The sequence below is a fragment of the Streptomyces sp. NBC_00691 genome, assembly GCF_036226665.1.
GTDB lineage: Bacteria > Actinomycetota > Actinomycetes > Streptomycetales > Streptomycetaceae > Streptomyces.
Window position 1 is genome coordinate 1856263 of sequence record NZ_CP109007.1, and the last position, 14435, is coordinate 1870697.

Here is a 14435-nt window from a genome sequence, read left to right on the forward strand (position 1 = left end):
GCGGTCGTTAGCATGCGGGGCGTGACGGAAGCCCCCGGAGCGAACAACGCCGATCTGCCGCCCCTCGCCGACGCGCCGCCCGCCGCCGGCCTCCCCCGTGCCGGCGCGCCCGTCGACGCCCCTCGCACCGACGCCCCGCGCACCGACGCGCCGCGGGCCGTCGCGACCGCCGGACTCCCGCTCCTCGACGACCTCATGCCGTGGTCCGTGGCGCCGCTGCGCTTCGGCCGCTCGTGGATCGTGGCGCCGGACGCGCGGACGCTGCGGTCCCGCTGGGACCGCCTGGCGGCCGCCGAGGGCGACGCCGAGCGGGAGGCCCTGTTCCGCCCCAGCCGGGCACGGACCCCGTCGAGCGCGGTCGCCGCGCTGCCGGGCCAGCGGACCGGGACCGCGCGCTGGGCCCGTGAGCCGGGACCGTGCCCGGAGCCGGTACGGGTCGCGCGGGGACCGTTCGACGAGCAGCTGCTGCTGCCCGACCACCGGCTGATCGACACCGCACGGCCCGAGCTGTGGCGGGTCGTCGGCGCGCCGCAGCTCTTCGCCGTCGAACAGGGCTATGTGCCCGGTGCGGCCGGCCCCGCGCTGCTGGTCACGGCCGCGCTGCCCGAGGGCCGCTCCTCCGCGGGCAGGCCGGGCCGGATCCGTCCGCTGTTCCGGCGCCCCGGCGGCCTGGAGCCGAACCTCGCCCCCGGCCTCCTCGGCTTCCTCGGCGCGCGGTACGGGCACGAGGTCGACGCCCTGGAGTGGCTCGCGTGGACGGTGGCGGCGGCCCTCCCCTCCCCCGCGGGATGCCGGGTGCCGCTCCCCGAGGACCCGGAGGTCTGGGCGGCCGGGGTGGCACTCGGCCGGGACCTCGTCGACGTCCAGGTCCGGGGCGCGCTGACCGGGACGAAGCCGCGACTGCCGGGCGGGCGCCGTCCGTACGTGCGGGCCGCGGTGCCGCCGCACCCCGGGACGCTGACGTACGACGCGGCCGACGAGACGCTCCGTCTCGACGAGGGCCGTATCTCGCCCGTACCGGTGGAGGCCTGGGAGTTCAGCGTCGGCGGGGCGCGGGTCCTGGAGGAGTGGTTCGCGCACCGGGCCGCCCCCGCGGAGCCCGGGTCGCTGGATGCGATCGGACCGGCGGCCTGGCCGCAGGAGTGGACCTCGGAGCTGCTCGACCTGGTCACCGTGCTCGCGCTGCTCGGCGCACGGGAACCGGAGCGGGCGGCCCTCACCCCGCAGGCCCTCACCTCACAGGCCCTCGCCTCGGACGCCCTCGCCTCGGACGCCCTCCCATCGGAGGCGTCTTCCGCGGGCCTGGAGGAGCTGCGGGCGGCGGGCGTCCTGCCTCCGCCGGCCGGGTCCCGCCGCCCCGCCTCCGTGCTCGACCATCAGGAGGAGGGCCCGGAGGGCCAGTTCATGCTGCCGTGACGGGACCCTCGGGCGGTGCGAACGAGTCGAGGAGGCGCCTGATGGTCAGGGCGAAGATCTCGTCCGGGTCGACGGGGGCGGCAGGGGCCTCGGCGAGCAGTCCGGCGAGGTGCGGGTACCGCCCGCTCGCGACCTGCCCCATGAGGTAGGCGCCGCGCACCGCCTGTTCCTGTTCCTCGGACCAGGGAAGTCCGCGGGCCCGTTCGGCGATGGCCTGTTCGTTGGCGACGGTCGCCATCACGGTGCCGTTGACCATGGCGATCAGCTGCATCTTCAGCCCCGGGGGGACGTCGAGCGGGACGAGGCAGCCGAGGCACCACTCCAGGAAGCGCAGGGCGTTGGGGCTGAATCCGTAGGCGGTGGTCATCACCCGGGCCAGCCAGGGGTGCCGGTACATGATCGCGCGGCTCTGGTGGGCGATCCCGGTCATGTCGGCGCGCCAGTCGCCGCTGGGTTCGTCGGGGAGCGCGTACTCGCCGCTGACCGCGTCGACCATCAGCTCGTACAGGTCCTCCTTGCGGGGGACGTAGTTGTAGAGCGACATGGTGCCGCAGCCGATCTCGGCGGCGATCCGCCTCATGGAGACCGCGTCGATGCCGTCCGTGTCGGCGACGCGCACGGCGGCGTCCACGATGTCCCGCCGGCTGTACGCCGGTTTCGGGCCTCGGCCCGCGCGTTCGGGCCGCGCCCAGATCACTTCCGGTTCGGCCGCTCGGCCCGCCATGGATCATCACCTCGCCCCCCATCGTAGTTACGTACACCGTACGTAGTGCGGTATGGTCACGCCATGACTACTACGTACGCTGTACTTAGTGAGGGTCTGCAGAAGCGGTACGGCGAGGTCCACGCCCTCCGCGGCCTCGACCTCGCCGTCCCCGAGGGCTCGGTCTGCGGCGTCCTCGGCCCCAACGGCGCCGGCAAGACCACCGCCGTCCGCGTCCTGACGACCCTGGTGAAGCCCGATGCGGGCAGCGCGCTGGTGGCCGGCCACGACGTGATCCGCGACCCGGCGGGGGTACGGAAGCGGATCTCGGTCACGGGGCAGTACGCCTCCGTCGACGGGGACCTGACCGGCGCCGAGAACCTGCGGCTCTTCGCACGGCTGCTGCGCGCCCCGCGCGCCCGCGCCGACGAACTCCTGGAGCAGTTCGGCCTCACGGCGGCCGCAGGGCGCCCCGCCCGCACCTACTCCGGCGGCATGCGGCGCAGGCTCGACCTGGCCGCGAGCCTGCTCGTACCGCCGCGGGTCCTCTTCCTCGACGAACCGACGACCGGGCTCGACCCGCACAGCAGGAACGGGATCTGGGACGCCGTACGGGGGTTGGCGTCCCGGGGCACCACGGTCCTGCTGACCACGCAGTACCTGGAGGAGGCCGACCAGCTCGCCGACGACATCGTCCTGATCGACGAGGGGCGCGTGGCGCAGCGCGGCACCCCGGCCGGACTCAAGGCGCTCGTCGGCAGCTACGCCGAGGTCGTCGTCGCCGACCCCTCGGCCCTCGAAGCGGCCGCGGCCGTCCTCGACCGGCTGACCGGCTCGGCTCCGGTCCTGGACGCCGAGCGGCGCACGGTGGGCGCGGTGGCCACGGACAGCACGCTCACCCTTCCCCGGATCGTCCGCGAGGTCGACGCGGCCGGGGTCCTCGTCGTCGACGCCTCGCTGCGCCCGCCCACCCTCGACGAGGTGTTCCTGCGCCTCACCGACCGGAAGGAACTCGTCGCATGAGCACCGCTCTCGTCCAGGAGCAGGGAGCCCGCCCGGTGAGCACCGCTCTCGTCCACGACGGGACGGCCGTCCTCGGCCGCCATCTGCTGCGCATCCGGCACGCGCCCGCGATCACCGTGATGACACAGACGATGCCGGTCGTGTTCCTGCTGTTCTTCGGGTACGTGTTCGGCAGCGCGCTCGCCATGCCGGGCGCCGAGTACCGGTCCCACCTGGTGCCGGGCCTGCTCGTCGCGACGGCGGCCGGGGGCCTGATGACCGGTATGTTCCAGGCTGCCCAGGACGCCCACCGGGGCGTCATGGACCGCTTCCGGACCATGCCCGTGAGCCGGTCCGCCGTCCCGCTCGGGCAGGCCCTCGCCGACCTTGTGACCGCCGCCGTCGGCACCGTGCCGCTCCTCCTGGTCGGGCTCGCGATGGGCTGGCGGATCGAGGGGCCGGTGCCGGAGGCCCTGGGCGCCTTCGGCCTGCTGCTGCTCTTCCGTCTCGCGACGACCTGGGTGGGCATCCTGCTCGGCCTCGCGTCGAAGAGCGAGGAGGCGGCGGGTCAGCTGGGCAGCGCCACCTTCATGCTGCCGCTGCTCTCCAACGCGTACATCCCGACCGACGGCATGCCGGGCTGGCTGCGCACGGTCGCCGAGTGGAACCCGATCTCGGCGGTGACGACGGCGGTACGGGTCCTCTTCGGGAACGCGCCCGCCCCGGCCGACGCGGCCTGGCCGGTGGCCCACCCGGTGGCGGGAGCGCTGATCTGGTCGCTGGGCCTGATCGCCGTCTTCGCCCCGCTCGCGGTCCGCCGCTACACCCGGGGCTGACGGCCCCGGGCCCCTCACGGGGTGACATGCCCCCGGGTGACAAGGACCGGCCCCGCAGGGTAGGCAGGGCTTTCATGAGCACTCAGCCACTCCCCCTCGAAGGCATCACGGTCGTCGCCGTCGAGCAGGCCGTCGCCGCCCCGTTCGCCACCCGGCAGCTCGCCGACCTCGGCGCCCGCGTCGTCAAGATCGAGCGCCCCGACGGCGGCGACTTCGCCCGGGGGTACGACACCGCCGCGCGGGGCCTCGCCTCCCACTTCGTGTGGTGCAACCGGGGCAAGGAGTCCGTGGCGGTCGACCTCAAGGACCCGCGCGGTCTCGCCCTCGCCCGGCGGCTGGTCGCCGGCGCGGACGTCTTCGTGCAGAACCTCGCGCAGGGGGCGGCGGCCCGGCTCGGCCTCGACGCCGCCACGCTGTGTGCCGCGCATCCGCGGCTGATCGCGGTGGACGTCTCCGGGTACGGGGCGGAGGGACCATACGCGCACAAGCGGGCGTACGACATGCTCGTCCAGTGCGAGGCGGGTCTCGTGTCGGTGACCGGGACGCCGGGGCAGCCGGTCAAGTCCGGGATCCCGGCGGCGGACATCGCCGCCGGGATGTACGCCTTCTCCGGTGTCCTCGCCGCGCTCGTCCGGCGCGGCACGACCGGCCGGGGCGGGCCGGTGGAGGTCTCCCTGCTCGACTCGCTCGCCGAGTGGATGGGGCACCCGTTGCATTACGGCATGCATGGGGGTACGCCCCCGGCGCGAACGGGGCTCGCGCACGCGGTGATCGCCCCGTACGACGCCTATCCGACGGCGGACGGCGGTCTGGTGCTGCTCTCCGTGCAGAACGACCGGGAGTGGCGACGGCTCGCCGAGCGGGTCATCGGCCGCCCGGACCTGGCCGACCACCCGGCCTTCGCGACGAACACGGCCCGGGTGGCGGGTCGGGCGGCGACGGACGCGGCGGTCGCCGGCGCGCTGGCCCCGCTGACGGCGCCGGAGGCGCTGGCCCGGCTCGACGCGGCGGGCATCGCCTGCGCCCGGCTCAACTCGGTCGCGGAGCTGGCGGACCACCCCCAGCTGACGGCCCGTGACCGCTGGCGGGAGGTCGCATCGCAGGTCGGGCCGCTGCGTTCGCTGCTGCCGCCGATCGTCTTCCCGGACGCGCCGGAGCCGCGCATGGACCGGATCCCGTCCCTCGGACAGGACACCGACGAGGTGCTCGGGGGACTCGGGGTGGCGGAGGCGGAGGTGAAGGAGCTGAGGACCGCGGGGGTGATCGCCTGAGGGCCGTGCGGGGTCGGGCCCGCGGCCGGGTACGACTGATCGCCGGACGGGCGGGGACACGTCCGGCGACGTCGCAGTCGTGCGGCCAGGCAGTTGTGCGGTCGGAGTCGTACGGGCGACCGGGCGGTGGCGGGCGGGAACCTCGGGGTTGCTCGGCCCGCTGCGCCCGGCTCCTAGCGGCGCGTTCCGAAGAGGGAACGGCGCAGGCGGCGGAGCGGGGCGAAGAGCGAGACCCGCGCGCTGCGGCTACGGTGCCCGTGCACCGGCACCTCGGGCGTACGCGAGGTCAGTTCACGCATCAGCAGTGTCGCCTCGGCCACCTCTCGCTGGGGCAGGGCGGGACCGCCGAGCACCGCGAGATGACGGTCGAGCCGCGAACTCGTCGCGCTGCTCCCGCAGGTGATGGCAGGCACTCGCGGCCTGCTGCGCATTGCTATCTGTTCCATGTCACTCCCCACCCGTACAAGGGCACCCGACCCAGGGCAGGTTAACCCTATCGCCCCGCGGTGACACCCGTGTATCCCGGCGACGGGATTCACGGCACTCGTACGGGGGTTGACGGTCACCGTCCGAATCCATCTGATTCCAGGGCGAGTTGGACAGGATTTCGAACACCTGCCGAACCGTCACGAACCATCCTGCCCTCCGGACCCGGGTCCCCGCGCACCCGGACCGGTGTGATCTCCACCACCAAGATCGCTCCCGCCGCGCGGCACGCGGTACGGGCACGCGCCTCGGACGACCGGGGACCGCACCGCCGACGGCCCGGGGTCCTCGCCGCCGACGGCCCCGAGGGCCTCGCCACCGACAGCCCGGGCACCGCACCGCCGACGGACCGGAGCCGGGAGGACACCCCTCGGCTACCGTGGATCCATGACGGTGATCGCGGGTCGTTACCGGCTTCTGGACGTGCTCGCCGAAGGGGCGACAGGCACCGTCTGGCGCGCCCTGGACGAGACGGACCGCCAGGAGGTGGCCCTCAAGGAGCTCCGGGCCCCGGACGGGCTCCCGGCGGACGAGGTGCCCCTGCTCCACGCCCGGCGCGAGCGCGAGGCCCGGGCCGCCGCCCGGATCGACCATCCCGCCGCCGTACGGGTCCTCGGCGTCGCCACCGAGGACGGCCGGCCCTGGGTGGTCATGGAGCTCGTCCGGGGCCTCACCCTCGCCGAGACGCTGGAGGCGGCGGGTCCGCTGCCGCCGCGCGAGGCCGCCCGCGTCGGGGCGGAGGTGCTCGCCGGGCTGCGGGCGGCGCGTGAGGCGGGCGTCCCGCACCGGGAGGTGGATCCGGAGCACGTCCTCCTCGCCAACGACGGACGGATCGTCGTGACCGGCTTCGGCACGGCTCCCGGGGACGATCCGGGACCGGCGGCGGAGCTGCGGGCCCTGGGGAGGCTCGTCGGGGCGGCTGCGTGGGCACCGCCGTCGCCGCCGCCCACGAAGGACGACCGGGCCGGTGAGCTTCGCACCCTGGTCGAGAGACTCTCGCACGAGGACCCGGAGCATCTCCTGACGGCGGACCGGGCCGAGCGGGAGCTGCGGCGGGTGGCGACGGGCGGGGCGCGGCCCGCACCGGCGGAGCCGCGCCGCGCGGAGCCGCGCCGGACCTCGGCGGAACCGCCCCCCGGAGCGCCCGCCGCTCCCACGGGGGACGATCCGGGCCGGCGGCTCGGGAGGACGCGGAAGAACAGCCCCCCGGCAGCCGGGAGTCCGCTTCCGGTGACCCCCCGGGCGGGGTCGCCCCGTCGCGCCCACGTCCTGCTCGCCGGGACGGTCGGCGCGCTGCTCATCGCGGGAGCGCTGGTGTACCACCTGACCCGGGACGACGAGCGAGGCGCCGGGCCCGGGCCGGGCGGTGTCACGAGCACCGCTCCGGCCGGCCCCGGCGCCACGGACGGCGCGGGCGGCGGTCCGGTTACACCGCGTTCCTGAAGGTGGGCAGGTAGCCGCCGGACTGACCGGCGGCCGTCGGGTGGTAGGACTCCCCGATGTTGAGCCAGTTGACGCTGTGCAGCCAGGACGAGCTGGAGCAGATCTCGTGCCCGGTGAACGCCGGCACGACGCTCGCGAAGGTGTAGCCGTGGTCGGCGGCGCGCTTGGCCACGGCCGCGTTGAGGTAGTCGGAGGCTCCGTTGATGGCGCGGCGCTCGTTCTCGCTCAGGCCGGCGACACAGCTGCCGCTCAGCTGGTAGAAGCGCGGATAGCCGAGGACGACGACGTGGGCGGCGGGCGCCTTGTTCCTGATCGCCGTGTAGACGGAGTCGAGCTTGCCGGGCAGCGTCGTGTCGACATAACTCTTGGCTTGATTCACACGGCTGATGCAGGTGGCTTCGGACTGCAGCACACAGGTCGTCATGACGTCGGCGAAACCGGCGTCATTTCCCCCGATCGTGACGGAGACCAGGTCGGTGGCGGACGAGAGCGGGCCGAGCTGATTGGCGGTCACATCACCCGTTCGGGCGCCCGAGCAGGCGGTGAACGCGAACGAGGAGGGGGCGTTCGCGTTCTTCCACAGCACCGGATACGCCTTCGTGGAGCGCTTGCAGTCGCCGCTGGCGCTGTCGTAGCTCCCCGAGCCGACACCGGAGGAGTACGAGTCGCCAAGGGCCACGTAGTCGAGTGCGGCGGTCTCGGCGGCCTGGGCGGCGCCCGCCCCGGTGAGGGCGAGGACGGCACCGAGCAGGAGCGAGGACGATAGGGCGGCAAAACGGGACAGTCTCATGGAACCTCCCTGTAGCAGGATCTCTGCGCTACCAGGTAGTAGCATCGGATCCGCCGCACCGGAAGTGTTCATGTCAAAACTGAGGATGAACGTCAGCCGAGCCTCCGCCAGAGACCGTCGCGTTCCGGCCATGATCCGCAGGCGCCGGACGGGCGATCAGAAGGGACCAGGAAGCGGAAGTTCCGGTACCGCTGGATGATCACACGAGAACGCGACACATTCGCACAACAAAACACAGAAGCCTGATGCCGCATCACTGTTCTCTGCATGCAAACGGATTGACCGAATCCGATCGGGACGGTTGCGCATCTGACCATCGAAGCTTCGCCAAACTACGGAAAAGCGGGCCACAGATCAGGGACTTGCCATACAGTCCCATTCATCAATACCGTCGTACATCTCACCCGCACCGATCCATCACGCACAGCGGCTCAGGGGAGGGCTCTAGCATCGCTGATGGTCCCGGGGCGGGGCGCGGTAGGGGGGTGCCGTGCTCGGTGTTCGAATGTGCGCCGAGTCGCGGGTACCGCGCGGCCAGACATGCCAACTCGCCGATTCCGCAAGGAGATCGTTTCCGCGTGGGCGGTGGCGAGAACCCCCCTTTCGAACCGGACACACCATCGGACCGCCCAAGGGGTGGGCGGCCCACCGGACGAGAGGGAAACCAGACCCATGAGCTCGTTCCTGCGCCCATCCGTCTCGGGCCAAGAAATAACCGAGCCGAGTCGAATAGCCGCCCAGTACCGGGCCATCACCTCACATCTGGCGATCACTCCGCCGGTGAGTGTTGTCATTCCCGCGATGAACGAAGCCGAAAATCTTCCGTACGTGTTCAAGACACTGCCGGAATGGATTCACGAAGTCGTCCTCGTCGACGGAAATTCCACGGACAACACGGTGGATGTCGCCCGTGAGCTATGGCCGGACGTCAAGGTGGTCAAGCAGGTCGGCAAGGGCAAGGGCGACGCGCTGATCAGCGGTTTCGCAGCCTGCACCGGCGACATCATCGTGATGGTCGACGCGGACGGCTCGGCCGACGGCCAGGAGATCGTCTCGTACGTCTCCGCCCTCGTCGGCGGTGCCGATTTCGCCAAGGGCTCCCGCTTCGCCAACGGCGGCGGCACTGACGACATGACGACCATTCGCCGCATGGGCAACTGGGCCCTCTGCACGCTCGTCAACCGCAAGTTCGGCGCCCGGTACACGGATCTCTGCTACGGCTACAACGCCTTCTGGCGCCACTGCCTCGACAAGATCACCCTCGACTGCACCGGCTTCGAGATAGAGACCCTCATCAACATCAGGGTCGTCACGGCGGGCCTCAAGGTGCAGGAGGTTCCGAGCCACGAGTACAACCGTATTCACGGGGTCAGCAACCTCAACGCCGTGCGCGACGGCATCCGGGTCCTGAAGGTCATCCTCAAGGAGAAGGCCGTCAGCAAGGCCGCCCGCCGCCGACCGGCCCCGTTCTCGGTCAACGTGCCCCGGGGAGAGGCGTCTTGAACGACCGCACGTCCCCGCACGGCTTCTCGGTGGTGATCTGCGTCTACACGGAGGAACGGTGGGAGGACATCCTCGCCGCCGTCGACTCCGTACGGAAGCAGTCGCTGCCCGCCCTGGAGACGCTGCTCGTGGTCGACCACAACGAGCGGCTCCTCTCCCGGCTCACCGAGGAGTACGCGGAACAGCGGCCCACCGAGGAGGTGCGGGTGCTCGCCAACGCGGGCCCCCGCGGCCTCTCCGCCGGCCGCAACACCGGAATCGCCGCCTCCCGCGGCGAGTTCGTGGCCTTCCTCGACGACGACGCCGTCGCCGAGCGGGACTGGCTGCACCACTTCTCGGCCGGGTACGACGACCCGCGCGTCATGGCCGTCGGCGGCCGGACGCTGCCCTCCTGGGCCTCCGGCCGCCGCCCGGCATGGTTCCCCGAGGAGTTCGACTGGGTCGTCGGCTGTACGTACCTGGGCCTGCCCCCGGGCCGCGTCCCGGTGCGCAACGTGCTCGGCGGCAACGCCTCCTTCCGCCGTACGGCCTTCGACGCGGCCGGCGGATTCGCCACCGGCATCGGGCGCGACGGCGACCGGCGCCCCCTCGGCGGCGAGGAGACGGAGCTGTGCATCCGGCTCTCCAAGGCGCTGCCCGAGGCGATCCTGCTCATCGACGACCGGGCCGTCATCCACCACAAGGTGCCGGCGGTCCGGGAGCGCTTCGGCTACTTCCGTACCCGGGTGTACGCCGAGGGGCTCTCGAAGGCGCTCGTCGCCCGCAGCGTCGGCGCGCAGAAGGGCCTGGAGTCCGAACGGCGTTACACCACCCGGGTGTTGCCCGCGGGGGTCCTGCGCGGGATGCGCGACGCGCTGCGCGGGCGCTCCGGAGGCGCGGGCCGTGCCGGGGCGATCGTCACCGGCGTGACGGTGGCGGCGGGCGGCTACGCGCTGGGAACGCTGCGGGCCCGGAGGAACGGCACGACGTTCTCGTGGGGTCCGATCGAGCGTCACGACGCCGGGGCGAACGAGACCGACACCCGAGCCGTCGGGGCCGTACGGGCGGAGGCCGTCGGCGCCGAGGGAGGGGCCCGGTGACCGACAGCGCCGACGGCACCTCCGCCGCGCCCGTCCCCATCCTCATGTACCACGCCGTCGACCCCGACCCCGCTCCCGCGACCCTCGGGCTCTCCGTGACCCCCGAGGCCTTCGCGGCGCAGATGGACGTGGTCGCCGAGCGGGGGTTCACACCGCTGACCACCGCCGCGCTCGCCGCCGCGTGGCGCACCGGCGGCCCGCTGCCCGCGCGGCCGCTCCTCGTCACCTTCGACGACGGGTACGAGGGCGTCCACCGGCACGCCCTCCCCGTGCTGGCCAAACACTCCTTCGCGAGCACCGTCTTCGTCTCCACCGGCTGGCTGCGCGGCCGGCACGACACGGGTGGCGCCCTCGACACCATGCTCGACTGGGCCCAGGTGCGGGAACTCGCCGACGCGGACACGGAGATCGGCGGACACAGCCACACCCACCCGCAGCTGGACCAGCTCGACGCGGGACGGCTCCGGTTCGAGACGCTCCGGTGCAGGGAGATCGTCGGCGAGGAGCTCGGCACGGCGCCGGTCTCCTTCGCGTACCCGTACGGATACTCCAGCCGCCGGGTCCGCCGTACGGTCCGGGAGGCCGGCTTCACCCAGGCGCTCGCCGTGGGGAACGCGCTGGCCCGACGCCGCCAGGGGCCGTACGCCCTGGAGCGGGTGACCGTGCGACGGTCGACCGGCGTCGAGGAGTTCACCCGGCTCGTGGAGGGGCGGGCGATCGCCCGTACCTTCGCGGCGGACCGGGTCATGACGAAGGGGTACGCGCTCGCGCGGCGCGCCCGGGGCGCGGCGCGGGGTCACTGGATCTGAGCCCCAGGTCCGGGCTCCGGGAGCCGGGGGCCCGAGGAATCGTCCCGTTCAAAACCCGGTGCACGGAATGCCCGGTTGCCCGATCATGGGGCCCATGGCTGACACCCCACCGGAACCGTCCGAGCCGCAGCGGTCGCTGCCGATCCGGCTCACCCTCGACGACAGCGACTCGCCCGCGGACGTCGTGGACGCGCTGTTCCTCGGCCGCTTCGCGACCGGGGAACAGCCCCACTCGCACAGCACCACCGTGGACCGGGTCAGGCCCGAGGCGACCCTCCTTCCCGCCGGCGCCACCGTGCTCCGGGCCGCGAAGGACGACGACCGCAGCGCCGTGCTCGCCGAGGGCGAGGGGTGGACGCTGCTGATCTCCCGGTGGAACCGGGGCGCCGACGTCACCGTCACGGCCACCGACGCCGACCTCGCCGAGCGGGTCCTGAAGGAGGCGACCGACGGGGCGAAGGACGAGCCGGAACCCCAGCCGGAGAACGTGACCATGGGGTTCTGGTACGTGTCCCCGCGGCGCGGCCCGCACCGGACGACCCGGCAGATCAGCGCCGGGACCTGGGACGAGGTCCGGCCCAACTACTCGGCCCCGGTGGCCGAGTCGATGGACCGGCTGATGAAGGTGACGCCCGAGTCGATCTCCGGCCGTCTCCTGCTGCTGCACGGCCCGCCCGGCACGGGCAAGACGTCCGCGCTGCGCACCCTGGCCCGGTCGTGGCGGGACTGGTGCCAGGTGGACTGCGTGCTCGATCCGGAGCGGCTCTTCAACGACGTCGGCTATCTGATGGACATCGCCATCGGGGAGGACGAGGGCACGGCGAAGGGGCGCTGGCGGCTGCTGCTCCTGGAGGACTGCGACGAGCTGATCCGGGGCGAGGCGAAGCACACGGCGGGTCAGGCCCTGTCACGGCTGCTCAATCTGACGGACGGTCTGCTCGGCCAGGGGCGCAACGTCCTCGTCGGCGTCACCACCAACGAGGACCTGGAGCGGCTCCATCCGGCCGTGGTCCGGCCGGGCCGCTGCCTGGCCCGGATCGAGGTGGGACCGCTGAGCCGGACCGAGTCCGTGGAGTGGCTCGGGCGCGCGGAGGACGTGCCGCGCGAGGGCGCGACGCTGGCGGAGCTGTTCGCCCTGCGCCGCGGCACGCCCCCGGCGGACCTCCCGGAACCCCGGGCGGCGGGGGCGGGAATGTACCTGTAGGTCCTTCGCGGCGGGTTCTCAGCTGTCGTAGGCGGCGCGCAGGGCCTCGTTCATCGCGGCCTCCGCCGCCTCGCGGCTGAGGCCGAGGCGGCGGGCCTCCTCGGCGTACTGGGCGGCGGCGGTGGCGGCCCGGCGGGTGGCCGCGTCGCCGGCGGCGGCGACAAAGGTGCCGTGACGCCCGCGCGTCTCGATCACCCCGTCCCCCTCCAGTGCCTTGTACGCCTTGGCGACCGTGTTCGCGGCGAGGCCCAGCTGTTCCGCGAGTCCTCGTACCGTCGGCAGCTTGTATCCGACCGGCAGCCTGCCCGACCGGGCCCGCTCCGAGATCTGGGCCCTCAGTTGTTCGTACGGAGCGGTGGTGGATTCGTGGTCCACGGCGATGGTGAGTGTCACCCCGCCGATTCTGCCCCCACCCCACCGGAAAATGGGAGGCGGCGGTGCGACCCCGGGCCGTAGCGTGCGACGACATGACTGTGATCTCGCGTGACGTACGGGCGGACGACGCCGAGGGTTTCGCCCGGGTGCGCCGGGCCGCGCTCCCCTACATGCTGGCCACGGCCGAGCAGCTCGTCTTCGACTGGGAGCACGCCCACCCCGCGAGCCACTACCGTCCGCTCGTCGCCGTCACCGAGGCCGGGGTGATCGTCGGGACCGCGCAGGTGGGGATCGCCCATGAGGCCGCGGAGCCCGGCGTCGGCTACGTCAACGTGTATGTGGACCCCGCGTATCAGGGGCGGGGCGCGGGGACGCTGCTGCTGCGGGCCGGCGAGGAACACCTCGCCGAGCAGGGGGCGCGGAGCGTGTACAGCTGGGTGCTGGACGCGCCGGAGAACCTGGCCTGGGCCGGGCGGCGGGGCTACTCCCCCAGCCGTTCCGCCTACTTCCTCCGGCTCGACCTCACCACCGCCGGGCTGCCGCCGCTGGAGCCGGCGCCGGCCGGTGTCGAGCTGCTGACCGGTGAGGACTTCGTGGCGGACCCGCGGCCGCTCTTCGAGCTGGACGCGGCGGCGTCGGCCGACGAGCCGGGCGACGTGGCGGTCGAGATGGACGACTTCGCGCACTGGCGGGCGACGACCTGGGAGCATCCGCTGCTCGACCGGGCGCTGACGACGGTCGCGGTGGTGGACGGCGTACCGGCGGCGTTCAGCGCGGCGCAGACGGACGGCCTGGGCCGGTACAACTCGGGGATGACCGGCACCGCGCCGGCGTTCCGCGGTCGCGGGCTCGCGAAGCTCGCCAAGAACACGTCGCTGCACCGGGCCCGGGCGGCGGGCTGCACGGAGGCGTTCACCGGGAACGACACCGGGAACGAGCCGATGCTGGCGATCAACAAGTGGTTCGGTTACGAGGTCGGAGCGCGGGAGGTACGGCATGTCCGGACGGTCGGTTGAGGTCACCCTGACGAAGGCGGGCCGGACGAAGATCCGCTATCCCGCGGAGGTGCTCACGGAGGACGGCGCCCGGATCTCGGTGCGCGCCCCGTGGGCGGCCGAGGGGGTGAGGGACTTCGGCTTCGTGCGGTTCGAGCCGGGCGACGTCTTCGTGGAGCACTACTGGCGCGACCGCTGGTTCACGGTCAAGGAGGTGTGGTCCGCCGACGGTGCCCTCAAGGGCTGGTACTGCGACATCACCCGGCCGGCCGTGATCGACGGTTCCGGGGTGGTGATCGAGGACCTGGACCTGGACCTGTGGGTGTCGGCGGACGGCAGCGAGGTGCTGCGGCTCGACGAGGACGAGTTCGCGGCGAGCGGGCTCACCGCCTCCGATCCGGAGGCGGCGGCGTGCGCCGTGGTCGCCCTCGACGAGCTGGAGGTACTGGGGCGCGAGGGCCTGATCGAGTTGCTGCGCTGACTCGGACGGCACGTCGGGCCGACGGGCCCGGCCGGGTTCCGC

Annotated in this window: 15 protein-coding genes; 11 read left to right on the top strand and 4 right to left on the bottom strand. The window is 73.0% G+C overall.

Going from position 1 to position 14435, the window contains the following annotated elements; all coding sequences use genetic code 11:
• Positions 1 to 12: 12 nt before the first annotated feature.
• The gene (locus OG392_RS08280; protein ID WP_443054712.1) at positions 13 to 1416 is read left to right on the top strand and encodes a type ISP restriction/modification enzyme; all 1404 of its coding nucleotides are present in this window, start codon (positions 13 to 15) and stop codon (positions 1414 to 1416) included.
• Here the strand turns inward: OG392_RS08280 and OG392_RS08285 are convergent.
• The gene (locus OG392_RS08285; protein ID WP_329277136.1) at positions 1403 to 2140 is read right to left on the bottom strand and encodes a TetR/AcrR family transcriptional regulator; all 738 of its coding nucleotides are present in this window, start codon (positions 2138 to 2140) and stop codon (positions 1403 to 1405) included. The genes OG392_RS08280 and OG392_RS08285 overlap by 14 nt on opposite strands.
• Positions 2141 to 2203: 63 nt before the next feature.
• Between OG392_RS08285 and OG392_RS08290 the strand changes: the two genes are divergently transcribed.
• From OG392_RS08290 to OG392_RS08300, 3 genes are all read left to right on the top strand, one after another.
• On the top strand, positions 2204 to 3142 hold the full coding sequence (locus OG392_RS08290; protein ID WP_329277138.1) for an ATP-binding cassette domain-containing protein: 939 nt from the start codon (positions 2204 to 2206) through the stop codon (positions 3140 to 3142).
• A complete protein-coding gene (locus OG392_RS08295; RefSeq protein WP_329277140.1) occupies positions 3139 to 3957 on the top strand; it encodes an ABC transporter permease in 819 nt (272 codons plus the stop codon). Before OG392_RS08290 ends, OG392_RS08295 begins: the two co-directional genes overlap by 4 nt.
• A gap of 74 nt (positions 3958 to 4031) precedes the next feature.
• Complete coding sequence (locus OG392_RS08300; protein ID WP_329277142.1) at positions 4032 to 5228, top strand: CaiB/BaiF CoA transferase family protein; 1197 nt, start codon at positions 4032 to 4034, stop codon at positions 5226 to 5228.
• 173 nt (positions 5229 to 5401) lie between these two features.
• On the opposite strand, the gene OG392_RS08305 is transcribed toward OG392_RS08300, so the two are convergent.
• Complete coding sequence (locus OG392_RS08305) at positions 5402 to 5674, bottom strand: hypothetical protein (protein ID WP_329277144.1); 273 nt, start codon at positions 5672 to 5674, stop codon at positions 5402 to 5404.
• A 427-nt stretch (positions 5675 to 6101) separates the two neighbouring features.
• On the opposite strand from OG392_RS08305, the gene OG392_RS08310 reads away from it, so the two are divergent.
• Positions 6102 to 7157, top strand: a complete 1056-nt coding sequence (locus OG392_RS08310) for a serine/threonine-protein kinase (RefSeq protein ID WP_329277145.1) — start codon at positions 6102 to 6104, stop codon at positions 7155 to 7157.
• On the opposite strand, the gene OG392_RS08315 is transcribed toward OG392_RS08310, so the two are convergent.
• Positions 7141 to 7947, bottom strand: a complete 807-nt coding sequence (locus tag OG392_RS08315) for an SGNH/GDSL hydrolase family protein (RefSeq protein ID WP_329277147.1) — start codon at positions 7945 to 7947, stop codon at positions 7141 to 7143. The two genes, OG392_RS08310 and OG392_RS08315, sit on opposite strands and share 17 nt — an antisense overlap.
• A gap of 672 nt (positions 7948 to 8619) precedes the next feature.
• Between OG392_RS08315 and OG392_RS08320 the strand changes: the two genes are divergently transcribed.
• The 4 genes from OG392_RS08320 (at position 8620) to OG392_RS08335 (ending at position 12542) form a co-directional block, all read left to right on the top strand.
• On the top strand, positions 8620 to 9450 hold the full coding sequence (locus OG392_RS08320) for a glycosyltransferase family 2 protein (protein WP_329277148.1): 831 nt from the start codon (positions 8620 to 8622) through the stop codon (positions 9448 to 9450).
• Complete coding sequence (locus OG392_RS08325) at positions 9447 to 10529, top strand: glycosyltransferase family 2 protein (RefSeq protein WP_329277150.1); 1083 nt, start codon at positions 9447 to 9449, stop codon at positions 10527 to 10529. The genes OG392_RS08320 and OG392_RS08325 overlap by 4 nt, the downstream gene beginning before the upstream one ends.
• A 44-nt stretch (positions 10530 to 10573) precedes the next feature.
• Positions 10574 to 11338 (top strand): polysaccharide deacetylase family protein, encoded by a 765-nt coding sequence (locus OG392_RS08330; RefSeq protein ID WP_329287136.1) that lies wholly within the window; start codon positions 10574 to 10576, stop codon positions 11336 to 11338.
• An 85-nt stretch (positions 11339 to 11423) separates the two neighbouring features.
• Positions 11424 to 12542 carry a DUF5925 domain-containing protein gene (locus OG392_RS08335; protein WP_329277152.1) on the top strand — a complete coding sequence of 373 codons (1119 nt, stop codon included), beginning with the start codon at positions 11424 to 11426 and terminating at the stop codon, positions 12540 to 12542.
• Between the two features lie 18 nt (positions 12543 to 12560).
• On the opposite strand, the gene OG392_RS08340 is transcribed toward OG392_RS08335, so the two are convergent.
• Positions 12561 to 12935 (bottom strand): GntR family transcriptional regulator, encoded by a 375-nt coding sequence (locus OG392_RS08340; RefSeq protein ID WP_329277155.1) that lies wholly within the window; start codon positions 12933 to 12935, stop codon positions 12561 to 12563.
• A 74-nt stretch (positions 12936 to 13009) separates the two neighbouring features.
• Between OG392_RS08340 and OG392_RS08345 the strand changes: the two genes are divergently transcribed.
• Both OG392_RS08345 and OG392_RS08350 read left to right on the top strand, forming a co-directional pair.
• Positions 13010 to 13933 (top strand): GNAT family N-acetyltransferase, encoded by a 924-nt coding sequence (locus tag OG392_RS08345; protein WP_329277156.1) that lies wholly within the window; start codon positions 13010 to 13012, stop codon positions 13931 to 13933.
• Entirely contained in the window at positions 13914 to 14393 is a 480-nt protein-coding gene (locus tag OG392_RS08350) for a DUF402 domain-containing protein (protein ID WP_329277158.1), read from the top strand. The genes OG392_RS08345 and OG392_RS08350 overlap by 20 nt, the downstream gene beginning before the upstream one ends.
• Positions 14394 to 14435: the final 42 nt, after the last annotated feature.

Excerpts from the sequence above, each read along its gene's own strand:
- OG392_RS08280 (WP_443054712.1), top strand. The coding sequence starts at position 13 with ATGCGGGGCGTGACGGAAGCCCCCGGAGCGAACAACGCCGATCTGCCG.
- OG392_RS08285 (WP_329277136.1), bottom strand. The coding sequence starts at position 2,140 with ATGGCGGGCCGAGCGGCCGAACCGGAAGTGATCTGGGCGCGGCCCGAA.
- OG392_RS08290 (WP_329277138.1), top strand. The coding sequence starts at position 2,204 with ATGACTACTACGTACGCTGTACTTAGTGAGGGTCTGCAGAAGCGGTAC.
- OG392_RS08295 (WP_329277140.1), top strand. The coding sequence starts at position 3,139 with ATGAGCACCGCTCTCGTCCAGGAGCAGGGAGCCCGCCCGGTGAGCACC.
- OG392_RS08300 (WP_329277142.1), top strand. The coding sequence starts at position 4,032 with ATGAGCACTCAGCCACTCCCCCTCGAAGGCATCACGGTCGTCGCCGTC.
- OG392_RS08305 (WP_329277144.1), bottom strand. The coding sequence starts at position 5,674 with ATGGAACAGATAGCAATGCGCAGCAGGCCGCGAGTGCCTGCCATCACC.
- OG392_RS08310 (WP_329277145.1), top strand. The coding sequence starts at position 6,102 with ATGACGGTGATCGCGGGTCGTTACCGGCTTCTGGACGTGCTCGCCGAA.
- OG392_RS08315 (WP_329277147.1), bottom strand. The coding sequence starts at position 7,947 with ATGAGACTGTCCCGTTTTGCCGCCCTATCGTCCTCGCTCCTGCTCGGT.
- OG392_RS08320 (WP_329277148.1), top strand. The coding sequence starts at position 8,620 with ATGAGCTCGTTCCTGCGCCCATCCGTCTCGGGCCAAGAAATAACCGAG.
- OG392_RS08330 (WP_329287136.1), top strand. The coding sequence starts at position 10,574 with ATGTACCACGCCGTCGACCCCGACCCCGCTCCCGCGACCCTCGGGCTC.
- OG392_RS08335 (WP_329277152.1), top strand. The coding sequence starts at position 11,424 with ATGGGGCCCATGGCTGACACCCCACCGGAACCGTCCGAGCCGCAGCGG.
- OG392_RS08345 (WP_329277156.1), top strand. The coding sequence starts at position 13,010 with ATGACTGTGATCTCGCGTGACGTACGGGCGGACGACGCCGAGGGTTTC.
- OG392_RS08350 (WP_329277158.1), top strand. The coding sequence starts at position 13,914 with ATGTCCGGACGGTCGGTTGAGGTCACCCTGACGAAGGCGGGCCGGACG.